The sequence below is a fragment of the Curtobacterium sp. MCBA15_013 genome, from assembly GCF_001865095.1.
GTDB lineage: Bacteria > Actinomycetota > Actinomycetes > Actinomycetales > Microbacteriaceae > Curtobacterium.
Genome location: NZ_MJGQ01000045.1, coordinates 533,777 through 550,341 on the forward strand (window position 1 = coordinate 533,777; position 16,565 = coordinate 550,341).

Annotated in this window: 16 protein-coding genes and 1 pseudogene; 8 read left to right on the forward strand and 9 right to left on the reverse strand. The window is 72.4% G+C overall.

Annotated features, from left to right (window positions below; genetic code table 11):
- Positions 1-8: 8 nt before the first annotated feature.
- Positions 9-926, forward strand: a complete 918-nt coding sequence (locus tag BIV01_RS16440) for a DNA-methyltransferase (RefSeq protein ID WP_071303531.1) — start codon at positions 9-11, stop codon at positions 924-926.
- A gap of 8 nt (positions 927-934) precedes the next feature.
- On the opposite strand, the gene BIV01_RS16445 is transcribed toward BIV01_RS16440, so the two are convergent.
- The 9 genes from BIV01_RS16445 to BIV01_RS16485 form a co-directional block, all read right to left on the reverse strand.
- Positions 935-3,415, reverse strand: coding sequence for an MDR family MFS transporter (locus BIV01_RS16445; RefSeq protein ID WP_071303532.1), 2,481 nt, complete (start codon positions 3,413-3,415; stop codon positions 935-937).
- A 187-nt stretch (positions 3,416-3,602) separates the two neighbouring features.
- A complete protein-coding gene (locus tag BIV01_RS16450; protein WP_083414098.1) occupies positions 3,603-4,538 on the reverse strand; it encodes a hypothetical protein in 936 nt (311 codons plus the stop codon).
- A gap of 12 nt (positions 4,539-4,550) precedes the next feature.
- A complete protein-coding gene (gene pgm / locus BIV01_RS16455) occupies positions 4,551-6,170 on the reverse strand; it encodes a phosphoglucomutase (alpha-D-glucose-1,6-bisphosphate-dependent) (RefSeq protein WP_071303533.1) in 1,620 nt (539 codons plus the stop codon).
- A 153-nt stretch (positions 6,171-6,323) separates the two neighbouring features.
- On the reverse strand, positions 6,324-6,569 hold the full coding sequence (locus BIV01_RS16460; protein WP_071295066.1) for a hypothetical protein: 246 nt from the start codon (positions 6,567-6,569) through the stop codon (positions 6,324-6,326).
- 118 nt (positions 6,570-6,687) lie between these two features.
- Positions 6,688-7,350, reverse strand: coding sequence for a class I SAM-dependent methyltransferase (locus tag BIV01_RS16465; RefSeq protein ID WP_070416955.1), 663 nt, complete (start codon positions 7,348-7,350; stop codon positions 6,688-6,690).
- Positions 7,347-7,979 (reverse strand): TIGR04282 family arsenosugar biosynthesis glycosyltransferase, encoded by a 633-nt coding sequence (locus BIV01_RS16470; RefSeq protein ID WP_070416954.1) that lies wholly within the window; start codon positions 7,977-7,979, stop codon positions 7,347-7,349. Before BIV01_RS16470 ends, BIV01_RS16465 begins: the two co-directional genes overlap by 4 nt.
- Complete coding sequence (locus BIV01_RS16475; protein ID WP_071303534.1) at positions 7,976-8,722, reverse strand: glycosyltransferase family 2 protein; 747 nt, start codon at positions 8,720-8,722, stop codon at positions 7,976-7,978. Before BIV01_RS16475 ends, BIV01_RS16470 begins: the two co-directional genes overlap by 4 nt.
- A gap of 546 nt (positions 8,723-9,268) precedes the next feature.
- Entirely contained in the window at positions 9,269-10,339 is a 1,071-nt protein-coding gene (locus BIV01_RS16480; RefSeq protein WP_071303535.1) for an NAD-dependent epimerase/dehydratase family protein, read from the reverse strand.
- Positions 10,336-11,235 (reverse strand): MTAP family purine nucleoside phosphorylase, encoded by a 900-nt coding sequence (locus BIV01_RS16485; protein ID WP_254791860.1) that lies wholly within the window; start codon positions 11,233-11,235, stop codon positions 10,336-10,338. Before BIV01_RS16485 ends, BIV01_RS16480 begins: the two co-directional genes overlap by 4 nt.
- 119 nt (positions 11,236-11,354) lie before the next feature.
- Between BIV01_RS16485 and BIV01_RS16490 the strand changes: the two genes are divergently transcribed.
- From BIV01_RS16490 to BIV01_RS16515, 7 genes and pseudogenes are all read left to right on the forward strand, one after another.
- Positions 11,355-12,584 carry a molybdopterin molybdotransferase MoeA gene (locus BIV01_RS16490; protein WP_254791861.1) on the forward strand — a complete coding sequence of 410 codons (1,230 nt, stop codon included), beginning with the start codon at positions 11,355-11,357 and terminating at the stop codon, positions 12,582-12,584.
- Positions 12,581-13,075: a cyclic pyranopterin monophosphate synthase MoaC gene (gene moaC, locus BIV01_RS16495; protein ID WP_070416950.1), complete on the forward strand. Its 495-nt coding sequence runs from the start codon at positions 12,581-12,583 to the stop codon at positions 13,073-13,075. The genes BIV01_RS16490 and moaC overlap by 4 nt, the downstream gene beginning before the upstream one ends.
- Complete coding sequence (locus tag BIV01_RS16500; RefSeq protein ID WP_071303537.1) at positions 13,072-13,584, forward strand: molybdopterin-binding protein; 513 nt, start codon at positions 13,072-13,074, stop codon at positions 13,582-13,584. Before moaC ends, BIV01_RS16500 begins: the two co-directional genes overlap by 4 nt.
- On the forward strand, positions 13,581-14,024 hold the full coding sequence (locus tag BIV01_RS16505; protein ID WP_071303538.1) for a molybdenum cofactor biosynthesis protein MoaE: 444 nt from the start codon (positions 13,581-13,583) through the stop codon (positions 14,022-14,024). The genes BIV01_RS16500 and BIV01_RS16505 overlap by 4 nt, the downstream gene beginning before the upstream one ends.
- 105 nt (positions 14,025-14,129) lie before the next feature.
- Positions 14,130-14,528, forward strand: coding sequence for a PLDc N-terminal domain-containing protein (locus BIV01_RS16510; RefSeq protein ID WP_070416948.1), 399 nt, complete (start codon positions 14,130-14,132; stop codon positions 14,526-14,528).
- Positions 14,529-14,682: 154 nt separating this feature from the next.
- Positions 14,683-15,151 (forward strand): annotated as a pseudogene (locus tag BIV01_RS20480) (ATP-binding cassette domain-containing protein); the annotation flags it as partial.
- Positions 15,152-15,207: 56 nt separating this feature from the next.
- Entirely contained in the window at positions 15,208-16,554 is a 1,347-nt protein-coding gene (locus BIV01_RS16515) for an ABC-F family ATP-binding cassette domain-containing protein (protein ID WP_374115129.1), read from the forward strand.
- Positions 16,555-16,565: the final 11 nt, after the last annotated feature.

Sequence of the window (16,565 nt, forward strand, 5' to 3'; positions counted from 1 at the left end):
GGACCAGAATGGTGCACGTGCACAGCGGCGACGATCGAGGCCCGGACCGGGTGGTCCTCGGCGACAACCTCGACGTCCTGCCGACCCTGGCGGACGGCTCGTTCACGCTCGTGTACCTCGACCCGCCGTTCAACACCGGCCGCTACCAGCGTCGGCACGCGAGCGCCGCGGTCCGCGAGCCGACGGTCGGCGACGAGGCCACAGCTGCCGATCGCCGACGTGAGCGGGTGACGGGCTTCCGGGGGAGCTCCTACGAGCGCGTCCGCGGCGACCTCATGCGCTTCGACGACCGGTTCGAGGACTACTGGTCGTTCCTCGAACCGCGGCTGCTCGAGGCGTGGCGGCTCCTCGCCGAGGACGGCACCCTCTACCTCCACCTCGACTACCGCGAGTCGCACTACGCCAAGGTCCTGCTCGACGCCCTGTTCGGCCGGGAGTCCTTCCTCAACGAGATCGTCTGGGCGTACGACTTCGGTGCGAAGTCCCGGTCACGGTGGCCGACGAAGCACGACACGATCCTCGTCTACGTGAAGGACCCGTCACGGTACTGGTTCGACTCCGAGGCGGTCGATCGTGAGCCCTACATGGCACCGGGGCTCGTCACACCCGAGAAGCGCGAGCGCGGCAAGCTCCCGACGGACGTGTGGTGGCACACGATCGTGTCCCCGACCGGCAAGGAGAAGACCGGCTACCCGACGCAGAAGCCCGAGGGCGTGCTCCGCCGCATCGTGCAGGCGTCCTCCCGCGAGGGTGACTGGATCCTCGACTTCTTCGCCGGCAGCGGGACGACGGGTGCGGTGGCGCGGGCGCTCGGCCGGCGGTTCGTGCTCGTGGACGACAACCCGGTCGCGGTCGACGTGATGCGTCGACGGCTGCCGGGGGCGTCGTTCGACGTGGTCAGCCCGTCGACCACATCGACGGGCTGACCACGTCGCTACTCGGCTGAGTGACGCCCGTGCCCGTGCTCGTCGGGCCTGGAGGCGCGGCTCGCCTCCGCAGCGTCGCCGCCGGTGGTGTCCGTGGTCACGTCCGTCGCGGCGTGCGCGGCTCGGGTGCGGATCGCGCCCGTGGTGGTGGGCGGCTCGTCGACCGGCACGGCGGCGGAGTGCGCGCCGTGCGTGGTCGCGTCGGGCAGCGGTGCGCGAGTGCCGTCGAGGGAGACGGTGGAGGCACCGCCGGCTGCTCCGCCCGACCGGGTCGTCGACTGCCCGACACCGACACCGACCGCGGAACCGGCCGAGCGCGGCTGCGACACCACGTCCGGCGAGGTCGGCACGACCGCCATCGAGCCGGTGTCCGGCGAGACGAGTGATCCCGTCCGGGCGGCCGCGTGCTGGGCGTCCACGGTCAGGCGGTCCGCGTCGGCGGTCGCCCGCTCGTTGTCCGCGCGCTCGGTGTTCGCCTGCTCCTGCAGCGCCGAGACCTTGCGGAGCGGCGGCACGCGGAAGAACCAGGTGAGCACGAAGGCCAGCAGGATCACGGCGAGGCCGACGTAGTAGACGACCACGGCGGAGTCGCTGAACCCGACGAGGAACGGCCGGGTGAGGCGCTTGTCCGCGCCGTTGAGGAACGACGTGTCGCTCGTCGACGAGCTGGTCGAGGAACTCGCGCTCGAGTCACCACTCTTGAGCTGCTTGACGAGCGTCGGAGCGACCTCGTCGACGACGTTCTGGCGCTGGTCGGCGTTCGAGTAGTCCACCTGCAGCGTGCCGTCCACGACCTCGGCGTTCGCCTTCGACGCGGCGGTCTCGAGTGCCTGCTGCTCGGCGGCGGGCTTCGCGGCGGCGACCTGCTGGGCGATGACCGTGTCCGCCGAGGCCTCGGGGACCGTGCCGGCCGCGACCTGCTGCTGGACGGCAGCGGTGACCTGCTTCGTGACGGCGGCGTCCGCGGCCTCCTTGGCCTGGGCGGCGCCCTTGTCGAGACCGTCCTGGACGTTCTGCTGCACCGGGTCGACGATCTTGTTCCAGATCTGGTCCATCACGCCCTTGTTGTCCGACGCGTTCGCGACCGACGGGGTGAGTGCGGCGTTCAGGGCGCTCTTCAGGTCTCCCTCGTTCTGCATCGCCGTCGTGATGTTCGTCGGCATGAGCGTGAACAGGACGGACAGCAGCACGGCGGTGCCCATGGTGCCGCCGATCTGGCGGAAGAACGTGGCGGCGCTCGTCGCGACGCCGATGTCCCGCGGGCTGACCGAGTTCTGCGCCGCCAGGGTCAGGGTCTGCATGAGCTGCCCGAGCCCGAGGCCGATGCCGAACATACCGAGCATCAGGAACCAGAGCGGGCGATCGGCGGTGAGGAACGTCAGGACGGTGAACCCGATGGCCGTGAACGCCGTGCCGGTGATCGGGAAGACCTGGTAGTTGCCGGTCCGCGAGATGATCTGGCCCGAGGCGATCGACGAGATCATCAGACCGAGCACCATCGGGAGCATCGCGAACCCGGACTCGGTCGGCGTGACGCCCTTCACGATCTGCAGGTACAGCGGGATGGTGAGCATCGCGCCGAACATGCCGAAGCCGACGAGGACCGACAGGATCGCGGACATCGAGAACACCCGCGAGCCGAACAGCTTCAGCGGCAGGATCGCGTCGTCGCCCATCGCGCGTTCGACGATGATGAACGCGATGAGCCCGAGCGCACCGATCGCGTAGCAGGCGAAGGCGCCGGGGGAGTCCCAGCCCCACTCGCGGCCCTGCTCGGCGATGAGGAGCAGCGGCACCAGGGTCACGATGACGAGCGTCGCGCCCCACCAGTCGATCCGGGGCTTGCCGCGGTCGCCGAACTTCGGCAGGTGCAGGAACGTCAGCACCATGAAGAGCGCGATGATGCCGATCGGCACGTTGATCAGGAACACCCAGCGCCACCCGGCGATGAACAGCAGCTGGTCCGCCCCGGCGAAGACACCGCCGACCAGCGGGCCGATGACGCTCGAGATGCCGAAGACCGCCAGGAAGTAGCCCTGGTACTTGGCGCGCTCGCGCGGGGCGAGCATGTCGCCCATGATGGCGAGCGGCAGGGACATCAGACCGCCGGCACCGAGGCCCTGCAGCGCGCGGAAGCCGGCGAGCATGAGCATCGAGGTCGAGAACGACGCGGCGAACGACCCGACGATGAAGATGCCGATCGCGGTGAGGAACAGCGGACGCCGGCCGAAGATGTCGGACAGCTTGCCGTAGATCGGCGTTGTGATCGTCGACGCGATGAGGTAACCGGTCGTCACCCAGGCCTGCTGGTCGAGGCCGTGCAGGTCGTCGCCGATCGTGCGGATCGCGGTACCGACGATCGTCTGGTCGAGGGCGCCGAGGAACATCCCCGCCATCAGGCCGTAGATGACCAGCAGGATCTGCCGGTGGTTCATCACGGCGTTGGACGAGGTGGTGGGTGCCGCGGGTGCGGTCGCGGTCTGGGTCATGTGCAGGGTCTCCCGGAAACTTTGCGCTGGCTGCAAAGTTACATCTGCCGCAAGGTGAAGGGTCGCGCCGGAGTGGGTTCCTGAGTGGATCGGCAGCACCGGCACCGGTTTCGGTGGTGCCTGTCGGAACGCCCTCGTGAGCGCTCCCGACGCCGTCACAGTACGCCCGAGCGTGGCGAGCGGTGCGTCAGGACGCTGCGGCGGCCTGTTCGAGGGCTTCTTGGAACCGCTCGTCCACCTCGATGCGCATCGCACCCGTCTCGTCGTCGAAGCCGGACACCGCGCTGACCCGGCCGTTGCGCGAGAAGTACAGCAGGGGGCTCAGCACCCCGCCGGGCAGGCCGTGCTCGCCGTCCGTGAGTACCTGCACGACCAGGCCGGCGAGCATCTGCACCGAGGTGATGCTCGACTCGTCACGGATCGGGACGGCGAGCAGGAGGTGCCGGTGCGGGATCGCGAACACCGTGCCGAACCCGGCGGCGCCGAAGAGCGCCGGGAGGTTGACCGCCTTCGACGCGACGAACAGGGACTCGCCCTCCACGATGAACACCCCGGGGGCGATCTCGGCGTGCTCGTCCACCGGTTCGTCGTCGGTGCCCAGCTGCCCGAAGGCGAAGAGTTCGTCGATGCCGAGGGCGAGCCGCGGCAGGGTCGGACCCGACAGCGTGCTCACCATCGTCGGGTAGTCGACGCACAGCCCGAGCACCAACCCGGGAGCGAACGGTCGGGCGTAGTCGAGGTCGGTGGGGTCGGACGGGCCGGCGCCGAGGCCCGTGCCGCCGTCCGCGCTGGGGTCCGGCAGGATCCGCAGTCGGATGCGCTGCCGCAGCTCGTCGGCGCCGAGCTCCTCGGGTGCCGGCTCGCTGTACGCCTGGATCATCCGGTCGAAGTGCTCGGCGACCATGTCGGCCTGCACGTCCGGGGTCTCGCCGTGCACCTGCGCCGCGAGGTTCTCGAGCAGGAAGACCCGGCCGTCGGTACCGACCAGGCGAGCCTGCTCACCGGCCGGCACCTCGACCGTGGTCTCCATGCCGCGCTCGGCGAGGGCTCGTTGCGCGAGCACCACGAGCGTCGGGGCGGGCTCGTCGTGCCGATCGTCCTGCTTCCGGCCGAACCACCCCATCCGCGCGGGACCTCAGGCCCCGAGTGCGGCGTCGACGATCTCCTTGGCTTCGCGCTGCACCTGTTCGAGGTGCTCCTGCCCGACGAAGCTCTCGGCGTAGATCTTGTAGACGTCCTCGGTGCCGGACGGGCGGGCCGCGAACCACGCCTTGTCGGTGACGACCTTCACGCCGCCGACGGCTGCGTCGTTGCCCGGAGCCTTCGACAGCTTCGCCGTGATCGGGTCGCCCGCGAGGGTCTCGGCGGTGATGGCGTCACCGTCGAGCTTCGACAGGCGGGCCTTCTGCTCCTTGCTCGCGGCGGCGTCGACACGCTGGTAGACCGGGGCGCCGAAGCGTTCGGTCAGCTCGTCGTAGAGCTGCGACGGGGTCTTGCCGGTGACCGCGATGATCTCCGACGCCAGGAGCGCCAGGATGATGCCGTCCTTGTCGGTGGTCCACGCGGTACCGTCCTTGCGGAGGAACGACGCGCCCGCCGACTCCTCGCCGCCGAAGGCCACGGAACCGTCGATCAGGCCCGGGACGAACCACTTGAAGCCGACCGGGACCTCCCACAGGCGACGACCGAGGGACTCGGCCACGCGGTCGATGATGCTCGACGACACGAGGGTCTTGCCGACCGCGGCGTCGTCGCGCCAGGCGGGACGGTGCGCGTAGAGGTACTCGATCGCCACGGCGAGGTAGTGGTTCGGGTTCATCAGGCCGCCGTCGGGCGTGACGATGCCGTGCCGATCGGAGTCGGCGTCGTTGCCGGTGAGGACGTCGTAGTCGTCCTTGCGCGCGACGACCGAGGCCATCGCGCTCGGGCTCGACGGGTCCATCCGGATCTTGCCGTCCCAGTCGAGGGTCATGAAGGACCAGGTGGGGTCGACGTCGGGGTTGACCACCGTGAGGTCGAGCCCGTAGTGGTCGCGGATGCGGTTCCAGTAGGGGAGCGACGCGCCACCGAGCGGGTCGGCGCCGATCTTCACGCCGGCACGCTTGATCGCGTCGATGTCGATGATGTTCTCGAGGTCGGCGACGTAGGCGCCGAGGAAGTCGTAGCGGTCGGGCGAGGCGTGCTCGGTGCGCTGGACCTCGGCGTTGCCGCCGGCGATGATCGCGTTCGCGCGCTCGGCGATCCAGCTCGTCGCGTCACTGTCCGCCGGGCCACCGTGCGGCGGGTTGTACTTGAAGCCGCCGTCGCGGGGCGGGTTGTGGCTGGGCGTGATGACGATGCCGTCCGCCGTGTCCGCGTTGCCGGCACGGTTGTACGCGATGATCGCGTGGCTGAGCGCCGGGGTGGGGACGTAGCCGTTCTCGCTGTCGGCGAGCACGTGCACGCCGTTGGCGGCGAGGACCTCGAGCGCGGTGCGTTCGGCGGGGCCGGACAGCGCGTGCGTGTCACGGCCGATGAAGAGCGGGCCGTCGGTGCCCTGCGACGTGCGGTACTCGACGATCGCCTGCGTGATCGCGGCGATGTGGGTGTCGTTGAACGCGGAGTCCAGCGAGGAGCCGCGGTGGCCCGAGGTGCCGAAGACGACCTTCTGCTCGGGGACGGAGACGTCCGGGACGCGCTCGTGGTACGCGGCGATGAGGGCGTCGAGGTCGACGAGGTCGTCTGCAGTGGCGGGGGTGCCGGCGCGGTCGTTCATGCGTCCATCCTGGCATCGCACGGGTCGGCACGCCCAGGAACGTCGCGCCTGTGGACGACGAGCGCGCCTGTGGACGAGGAGCGAGCGGCCGTCCGCACCGGGGAGAAAGGGGGACACCCCGGGTGGACGACCGCTCGCGGTACGGGGACGGCGTCAGGCCGTGCGGAACGAGCCCGTCGCGGTCCGCAGCGAACCGGTGGCCGTGCGCGTCGAGGACGTCGCGGTACCGGGCCGACGGGACTGCGTGTCGACGAAGCGGCCGAGCGCGCGACCGATCCCGGTTCCGGTGTAGGTGCCGATCGGTCGCCAGGCGGCGTCCACCGCGTAGGCGCCGAGCTCGTCACGGTTCTCGAGGCCGGTCACGTACGCGCCGCCCAGGGGGTTCTGACGGTTCTGCATGGATGCTCCTCGTCGTCGTGCCGAGGGTCGTCGGTCACCGGGCCGGCGACCGCGACGCCGTCGGCTTGATGACCACCACACTACCTCCTTCTTTTGCATGACACAAAAGAAGGAATGCTCAGGCGAGCAGCTCGCAGAAGGTCCGGCCCTCGGCGGTCCAGCTCTGCTTCGCCACGAGGCCGACCGTCTCGGCGTGGTCGAGCAGGGCGTCGACGCCCACCTCGGCCCACGGGAAGCCCGCGCTCTGGTGGCCGTCGGCGTCCACCACGCGGGCGGTGTACACCCGGTCGGCGGTGCGGTCGACGTGGGTCTCGACGACCACGCGGCCGCCGACGCGCACGATCTCGCGGCACCGGGCGAGCAGGGCCGCCGGGTCGCCGCCGATGCCGATGTTCCCGTCGATCACGAGCGCCGTGTCCCAGTGCCCCTCGTCGGGGACCGGGTCGAAGACCGAGCCCTGGATCGCCGTCCCGCCGGAGCGTCGGGCGATCGCCACGGCGTCGGCGGAGACGTCCACGCCGAGCGACGGGATGCCGAGGGTGCGCGCGGCGACGAGCATCCGCCCCGGCCCGCAGCCGATGTCGATCACCGGGCCGTCCGCACCGTCGAGGAGCGACCGGTCGATGCGGTCCGCCGCGGCGCTCCAGCGGCCGACGTCGAGCGTGACCGCCCGGTCCGGTCGGGAGGTGTCCGTCAGCCGGATGCGACCGTCGGTGCGGAGCGCACGCGCGTACGGTTCGCCACCGCCGGCCCCGAAGGAGACGGGTGCTTCCATGGTCATCGGAGTGCCCCCGTGGTCTCGGCCTGCAGTGCGGCGGCGAACGCGGAGTCTGGTACGAGGTCGGCGACGCGCTCGGCATCCGGCACGGTGTCGACGTCGAGCAGGACCCCGAGGGTGCCCGCGTCGAGCCCGGCGTCGGTCAGGCGTTCGAACTGGACCGCACCGGTGTCGTCCTGCGACATCGGCACGCCGCGGAGCAGGTCGCCGTCCGGGTCGCGCAGGTAGAGGGACCAGAAGCCGCCGTCCTCGGCCGGGCCGAACCAGGCGTCGCGCTGCGGCTCGTCGAACACCGGTGCGACGTCGGCCGGCCCGAACTGCGGCGTGTCCATGCCGACGAGCAGCGTCGGGCCCTCGACGGTGTCGAACAGTGCACCGAGCCGCTCGTCGAGGCCGCCCGTGGTCTGGTGGATGACGTCGAAGCCCTCGGCGCCGGTCGGCAGCACCGTGCCGTCGTAGAACAGCACCCGTCGGGCGGCGGGCAGCGCACGGACGGTCGCCAGCGTGTCCGCGAGGCTCGCGGCGGCGACCCGTGCGGCACCCTCTGGGGTGAGCGCCGGCGTCAGGCGGGTCTTGACCCGGCCGGGCAGGCACTCCTTCGCGACCACCGCGACGGTGATGTCGGTCGTCATGAGTGGACCTCCTCGGAGTGGGTGGGGCCAGCCACGTGGCGGACCGGAGCGGGTGCGACGACGGTGGGTCGCGCCTCCCGGCGGTACTCGCGCAGCAGACGCGACATGTCCTTGACGGCGTTGACGGTGCCGCGGAGCGTGCCGGTGACCTTGCTGTCGCCGATGCGCTGCGCGTACCCGATGTCGGACTCGTCGACGCGCCACCCGGCGGCGTGCGCCGCGAGGACCATCTCGAGCGGGTAGCCGCTGCGGCGGTCCCGCAGGTCGAGGGACACCAGGTCCGCGCGACGCATCACGCGCATCGGGCCGAGGTCGCGCAGCCGGTACCCGGTCGCGCGACGCATGAGGACCGCGAGCACGCGGTTCGCGAACCGGGCGTGCGGTGCCCAGGCGCCGGGCGTGGTCGGCACGCGGCGTCCGAGGGCGAGGTCGGTGTGTCCCGTGGCCACGCGGGCGACGAGCGGGACGAGCTCGGCCGGGTCCATCGAGGCGTCGGCGTCGCAGAAGGCGACGTACTCGGCCGTGGCGGCGGCGACCCCGGCGGAGCAGGCCGAGCCGAAGCCCTTCACCGGTTCGGTCACGACCAGGGCGCCGTGGGCACGGGCGACGTCGGCGGAGCCGTCGGTCGAGCCGTTGTCGACGACGATCGCGCGGTAGCCGCGCGGGAGTCGGCCCAGGACCTCGGGGAGGGCATCGGCCTCGTCGAGACAGGGGAGGATGACGTCGACGTTCATGTCGCCCATTCGGTGCGGAGCGTCGGAACGACTGGTGTCGGCTCCCGCCGCGCGCGTCGGCGGGGCGGGGCGGTCGGTCTCGTGGGCCGGCTGTCGTTCCATGCCTACGACACAACACGTGATGAGCGGTCGGGGTACAGGATCGGCGTCCCCCGATGGACGTTCCGCGCACTCTCGGTGGCGGGTCACCCCTGATCGGGGGACACGCCGGTGGGGCGTCCGGCGGACGCGTCACGCGGTGGAGGTGTCGGCCTGGAGGCGCGGTGCCGGTTTCGGGGACCGGCGCCGCGCCTCCAGGCGGTCGCGCTCCTGCCCGCCTGCCTGCCCGCCCGCCTGCCCGCCTGCCGGCCCGCCTGCCTGCCTGCCTGGTCGCCGAGCGGGCACGAAACGTCGCGTTCGCGGCCGCTGTGCGGCCGGTTCCGCCCGCTCGCCGAACGCGAGCGGCGAGTCGTGCCCCCTCGGCCGCTCAGCCCGGGCGACGCATTCCGCCCGCTCGCGGCCGCGCCCGCTCGCGGCCGCGCCCGCTCGCGGCGGCGCCGGCGAGTGGCCCGCGGCCTACTGCACCGCGGCGCGCAGCGGCGCCGTCGCGAACTCCCGCATGCCGCGCTCGAAGTCGACCTCGGCACGCCACCCGAGCTCGGCGGCGATCCGGTCCGACGACGCCGTCACGTGCCGGACGTCCCCGAGGCGGTACTCGCCCGTGACGACCGGTCGCGGCCCCTCGGGACCGGCGATCGCGGCCGCCATCTCGCCGATGGTGTGCACGACGCCGGAGCCGACGTTGTACGCACGGAAGGTCTCCGCCGGGAGCTCCGCCGTCGCGGCGATCGACGCGGCGTTCGCGCCGGCGACGTCGTCGACGTGCACGAAGTCGCGACGCTGGCGGCCGTCCTCGAAGACGCGGGGGGCCTCGCCGCGTGCGAGCGCCGAGCGGAACAGCGAGGCGACCCCGGCGTACGGCGTGTTCGCGGGCATGCCCGGCCCGTAGACGTTGTGGTACCGCAGGGCGACCGCGCGGCCTCCGGTGGCACGGGCCCACGACGACGCGAGGTGCTCCTGCGCGACCTTCGTCTGCGCGTACACGTTGCGGGGGTCGAGCGCGGCGGACTCGTCGATCAGGCCGGGCAGGAGCGGCGTGCCGTCCGGCCCGATCGGGTCGAACTCACCGGCGTCGAGGTCGGCGCGGCGACGGGCGGGCGGGCGCACGGGCTCGCCGGCGGCGGTCGTGTACGCCCCCTCGCCGTAGACGACCATCGAGCTCGCGACCACGAGGCGGCCGATGCCGTGGCGGTCCATGCCGGCGAGGACGTGGGCCGTGCCCGCGTCGTTCGTCGAGACGTAGTCCGGGGCGTCCTGGAAGTCGACGCCGAGGCCGACCTTGGCGGCCTGGTGGCACACCACGTCCACGCCGTCGAGGGCCGCGTCGAGGGCGACCCGGTCGCGGACGTCGCCGTGCACGAACTCGATGCCCTGCTGCTGGTGGGCGGTGACGACCTCGGCGGGGTCGCCGTGCACGTCGTCGCGGAGGGAGTCGAGCACGCGCACCTCGTGGCCCTCGGCCCGGGCGCGGCGGACGATGGCGGAGCCGATGAAGCCGGCGCCGCCGGTGACGAGCAGGCGGGTCACGCGGTGGCTCCCGTGGTCGCTGCTGCGGGCCGTGCGCTCGTCATGGCGCTTGCGCTCGCCTCGGCCGGGACGAGCTCGCGCGGGGTGTAGTCGTCCGGGATCGCCGCCACGATCGAGCCGATCGCGCGGACGATCACCTCGTTCGCGCGGGCCAGGCGCTCCATCACCATGCCGTGCGTGACCGGGGCCTCGCCGGTTCCGGCGGCTGCCTGCGCTTCCGCCTCGGCCTCGGACGGGGCCAGGCCGGCGTCGGCGTCGGTCACGAACGAGAGGTTCACCGTCCCGATGCCGAGCTCGGCCGCGAGCGGCACCTCCGGCGTCATCGTCATGTTGATCGTGTGGCCGCCGGCCTCGCGCATCCAGATGGACTCCGCACGCGTCGAGAACCGCGGCCCCTGGATCACCACGCACGTGCCCGTCGGGCGGAACGGCACGTCGAGGCCCTCGATCGCACCGATCGCGACGCGTCGGAGCACCGGGTCGAACGGGTCCGCGAAGGAGAGGTGCTGCACGGCGTCCTCGAAGAACGTGTCCGCGCGGCCCCACGTGCGGTCGATGAGCTGGTCGGTCACGACGAAGGTCCCCGGGGCGTAGTCGGGGTGCAGCCCGCCGACGGCGCTCGACGACACCACGGCGCGGACCCCGAGCGACCGCAGCGCCCACAGGTTCGCGCGGTGGTTGATGCGGTGCGGGGCGACGGAGTGCGCGCGGCCGTGCCGGGTGAGGAACGCGACGCGCTTGCCGGCCATCGTGCCGATGCTGATCGGGCTCGACGTGGCGCCGAACGGGGTGTCGACGTCGACCTCGTCCGCGGTGCCGGGTTCGAACAGCTCGTAGAGGCCCGAACCGCCGATCACCCCGATGCGCGTCTCGTCCACAGCCCCGGTCGTGGTCACGTCGTTATCCACAGGTCCTCCGAATGGTCCTCGGCGCGTTCTGCGCGCTCGTTACGCTACTGGGACCGCCCCCGGCCGGACCGGGAGCGGGCACACTTCTCACCTGTTCGGAGGCGCACGTGCGAACGATCGGTCAGCACCGCGACGAGATCGCGGCCCTGGTCGCGCCGGTCCTGTCCGCCAGGCGCTCCGCGGCTCCGGAGGCACGGGACATCGACGACCTCGCCACCGGTGCCGGCGGCGGACGGGGGCACCGCGTGCTCGCACGTGCCGTCGTCGCACCCGTGCCGCTCCCACCGTTCGACAACAGCCAGATGGACGGCTTCGCCGTCCGTGCCGCCGACGCCGGTCGCGTGCTGCGGGTGGTCGCCCCGATCCCGGCGGGGACGATGCCACCGGCGCTGGACCCCGGGACCGCTGCGCCGATCATGACGGGGGCGCGCATCCCGCTCGGCGCCGACGCGGTGTTCCCGGTCGAGGCCACCGACCCCGGGGCGTTCCCCGCGGCGCTGGCCTTGGCCGAGGTCACGGTGCCGGACGACCTCGCCCCCGGGACCTTCGTCCGGGCGACGGGCACCGACCTGCCGAGCGGGGGCGAGCTGGCTCCTGCCGGTGCTGCCGTGACACCCGCGGTGCTCGGGACGCTCGCCGCGGCCGGGGTCTCGACGGTCGACGTCGTCCGGCAGCTCCGCGTCCTCGTCGTGTCCACCGGCTCCGAACTCCAGGGCGCCGGTGACGCCACGATCGGCGACGCCAACGGGATCGCACTGCGGGCGGCGCTCGCCGAGGTCGGAGTGGCCTCGCGGTCGGTGCGGGTGCCGGACGACGAATCGACCTTCGTCGCGGCCCTCGACGATGCGGTGGGGGACTGGGCCGACCTCGTGCTCACCACGGGTGGCATCAGCGCCGGGGCGTACGAGGTCGTGCGGCAGGCCCTCGAACCGCGGAGTCTCGCCGTCACCCCCGTCGCGATGCAGCCCGGCGGCCCGCAGGCGTTCGGCACCGTCGAACTCGCCGGGCGTCCGGTCCCCGTGGTGTCCTTCCCCGGCAACCCCGTGTCGGCGCTCGTCTCGTTCGAGGTCTTCCTCCGCCCGCTCCTGGCGGCGGACGCCGGGATCCCCGACGACCGCGTCGCCGCGGTGCTGCCCGCTGCGGACACCGCCACCTCGCCCGAGGGCAAGCACCAGGTCCGGCGCGGCCGGGTCGAGGACGGCCGCGTGCACTTCGTCGGGGGCCCCAGCTCGCACCTGCTCGCGCACTACGCCACCGCCACGCACCTCGTCCACGTCCCGATCGGCACCGCCACGGTGGCGCCCGGTGACCCGCTGACCGTCTGGAGCCTCCGATGACCGACCCGACTCTGCCCGGCGGCGACGAACTCTCGCACGTCCGCGCCGACGGCACCGCCCACATGGTCGACGTCTCCGAGAAGGACGTCACCGCGCGGTCCGCCACCGCGACCGCGACCCTCGTCACCCGCCCCGACGTCGTCGCCCGCATCCTCGACGGCTCGCTGCCCAAGGGCGAGGTGATCGGCACCGCCCGCATCGCGGCGATCATGGCGGTGAAGAAGACCTCCGACCTCATCCCGCTCTGCCACCCGCTGCCGATCGCCGGGGTCGAGGTCGACATCACCGGCGACGACGACCGCGTCGTCGTCGAGGTGTCCGTGCGGACGACCTCACGGACCGGCGTCGAGATGGAAGCGCTGACCGGCGCGAGCATCGCGGCCCTGACCGTGTACGACATGGTGAAGGCCGTCGACCGCACGGCCACGATCACGGACGTCCGGGTGCTCGAGAAGCACGGCGGACGCTCGGGGGACTGGAGCAACCGATGACCTCGCAGCCGACCAGGGGCCGGGCGGCCGTCGTGGTGGTGTCGACCCAGGCGTCCGTCGACCCCGCGCTCGACCGGACCGGTCCCGTCATCGCGGGCTGGCTCCGCGAGCGAGCCTTCACCGTGGCCGAGCCGGTCATCGTGCCCGACGGCGGCCCGATCGCCGAGACGGTCTCCGCCGAACTCCTGTCGGACGCCCGGGTCGTGATCACCACGGGCGGGACCGGCGTCACCCCGACCGACCGCACGCCCGAGGCGATCGCACCGCTCATCGACCTCGAGCTCCCCGGCATCACCGAGGAGATCCGGCGCCGCGGACTCGCCGGAGCAGGACCGACCGCGCTGCTCAGTCGTGGCATCGCGGGGATCGCCGGCGGCGGCACCCTGATCGTCACGCTCCCCGGGTCCCGCGGCGGTGTCGCCGACGGACTCGCGGTCCTCGACGGCCTGCTCGACCACGTCCTCGCCCAGGTCTCGGGCGAGGGCCACGCCCCGCGGAGCGCCTCGTGACGGACGCTGCGACGGCCGGCGACCGGGTCGTGGTGGCTGACGTCGTGAACCGCTCGATCACCGTCGACGAGGTCTCGGCCGTCGTCGCCACCGACCAGGACGGCGCCGTCGTCACCTTCGCCGGGGTCGTCCGCGACCACGACGGCGGCAAGGGCGTGACCGCGCTCGAGTACGAACGGCACCCGAGCGCCGGCGACGTCATCGCCGAGGTGGCCCGGACCATCGCGGTCGCCCACCCCGAGGTCCGCATCGCCGTGCTGCACCGCGTGGGAGCGCTCGGCATCGGGGACGTGGCGCTCGCCGCAGCCGTGTCGTCCCCGCACCGGGCCGAGGCGTTCGCTGCCTGCGGTGCGCTCGTCGACCTCGTGAAGGAGCGGGTGCCGATCTGGAAGCACCAGCGCTTCACCGACGGCTCCGACGAGTGGGTCGCTGCCCTCTGACGGACGACCCTGTGGATCCCCGCAGCGGACCGTTGCCGGATCGCAACCGCGGCACGCGTTCGGGGCGTAGCGCCGGTTCCTAGCCGATCCATAGAATCCGAGACCATGAGCGTGCTGTTGTACGGGGCCGGCGTGGTCCTGCTGGTCTTCGCCCTGATCGACATCCTGACGAAGACCGACGACCAGATCCGTGGGCTCCCGAAGTTCGCCTGGGTGCTCCTCGTGGTCCTCGTCCCCGTCGTCGGCAGCATCGTCTGGTTCGCCGTCGGACACGACTGGGCGCCGGGCGAGCGGAACCACGGCCGGTACCTCGAGCCGGCTCGCCACGAAGACCGGTACGCCACGCTCGGCGATGCCCGCAACGCCCACGGCGACAAGCGGGTGAGCGGCACGGAGCAGGAGCTCGCCGAGCTCGAGCGCGAGATCGAGTACTGGGAGGCCCAGGCGCGCCTCAAGCGGGCGAAGGAAGCCGCAGGCGAGGGCGAGCCGACCACCGGGACCTGACCCGCGCCTCCCGACCCGCGCCGCACCCCTGACGGACGCACGGTGCGAGGTCCCGCCCGCCGTGCGATCCGCAGCCCGTCCCACGGAGCGCGGAACCTCGCACACTGCGGACCCCCCGCACCGACCACCCGGCCACGCCGCCTACCCTTGACGGGTGGCTCATCTCCTCGGCGCCGAGAACCTGCATCTCGAGTTCCCCACCAAGGTCGTCTTCGACAACGTCACCCTCGGCATCGACGAGGGCGACCGCATCGGCGTCGTCGGCCGGAACGGCGACGGCAAGTCGACCCTCCTCGCCCTGCTGTCCCAGCGCCTCGAACCGGACGGCGGCCGCGTCACGCACCGCCGTGGCCTGACCGTCGGGTACCTCGACCAGCGCGACATCCTGCCTGCGGGCGAGACGGTCGGCACCGTCGTCGTGGGCGACCTCGCCGAGCACGAGTGGGCCGGCGACCCGAAGATCCGCGACATCATCGGCGGCCTCGTGTCGGACATCCCGTGGGACGTGTCGGTGGACGAGCTGAGCGGTGGCCAGCGCCGCCGTGTCGCCCTCGCGCGCCTGCTCGTCGGCGACTGGGACGTCCTGTTCCTCGACGAGCCCACGAACCACCTCGACGTCGAGGGCATCCAGTGGCTCGCCGAGCACATCAACCGCCGGTGGTCCGCGAACCAGGGCGGCATGGTGGTCGTGACGCACGACCGGTGGTTCCTCGACGCGGTGTCGACCGACACGTGGGAGGTCCACGACGGCGTCGTCGACCCCTTCGAGGGCGGCTACGCGGCGTACATCCTCCAACGCGTCGAGCGTGACCGGCAGGCCGCCGCGAGCGAGCAGCGTCGGCAGAACCTGGCCCGCAAGGAGCTCGCATGGCTCCGCCGCGGCGCCCCGGCCCGCACGAGCAAGCCGAAGTTCCGCATCGACGCGGCGAACGCCCTCATCGACGACGTGCCGCCGATCCGCGACACGGTCGCCCTCGCGAAGACCGCGACCGCCCGCCTCGGCAAGGACGTCGTCGACCTGCTCGACGTCAGCGTCTCGTTCGACGGCACCGAGATCCTCGACCGCATCGAGTGGCGGATCGCGCCGGGGGAGCGCACCGGCATCCTCGGCCCGAACGGCGCCGGCAAGTCGACGCTCCTCAGCCTCGTGTCCGGACGCCTGCAGCCCACGAGCGGCCGCGTGAAGACCGGCAAGACCGTGCAGGTCGCCGTCCTCGACCAGCAGCTCGCCGACCTCGCGCAGTTCGCCGACGACCGCGTCCGCGAGGTGGTCGCCCGCAAGAAGACGAGCTACGTCGCCGACGGCAAGGAGATGACGCCGTCCCAGCTGCTCGAGCGGCTCGGTTTCACCTCGGCGCAGCTCTCCACGCCGGTGAAGGACCTCAGTGGTGGCCAGAAGCGCCGCCTGCAGCTCATGCTCATCCTGCTCGACGAGCCGAACGTCCTGATCCTCGACGAGCCCACGAACGACCTCGACACCGACATGCTCGCCGCCATGGAGGACCTGCTCGACACCTGGCCCGGCACCCTCCTCGTCGTGAGCCACGACCGGTACCTGCTCGAGCGCGTGACCGACCAGCAGTACGCCGTGCTCGGCGGGCACCTGCGGCACCTGCCCGGCGGCGTCGACGAGTACATGCGGCTCCGTGCGGCCGGCACCGGTGGCGGGACCGCGTCAGCGGCTGCCGCCGCGTCTGCCGGGAGGCCCGACACGGCTGGCGGGACCGGCTCGGCCGGCGCCGTGGCCGGGTCCACCGCCACGGCCGGTCCCGGCGCGTCGGCCGCGGCCGCCTCGGGCTTGTCGGGCGCGGAGCGTCGGACGGCCGAGAAGGAGATGTCGGCGCTCGACCGCAAGATCGCGAAGGTCGGTGCCGACCGGAAGCAGCTGCTCGACCAGTTCGCGACGCACGACCAGTCGGACTACGCCGGGCTCGGCGAGCTGCAGGCTCGCCTGGCCGGTCTGGAGGCCGAGGTGGACCAGCTCGAGGAGCGCTGGCTCGAGGTCGCGGAGCAGCTCGGAGTCTGAGCGGTCTCCGG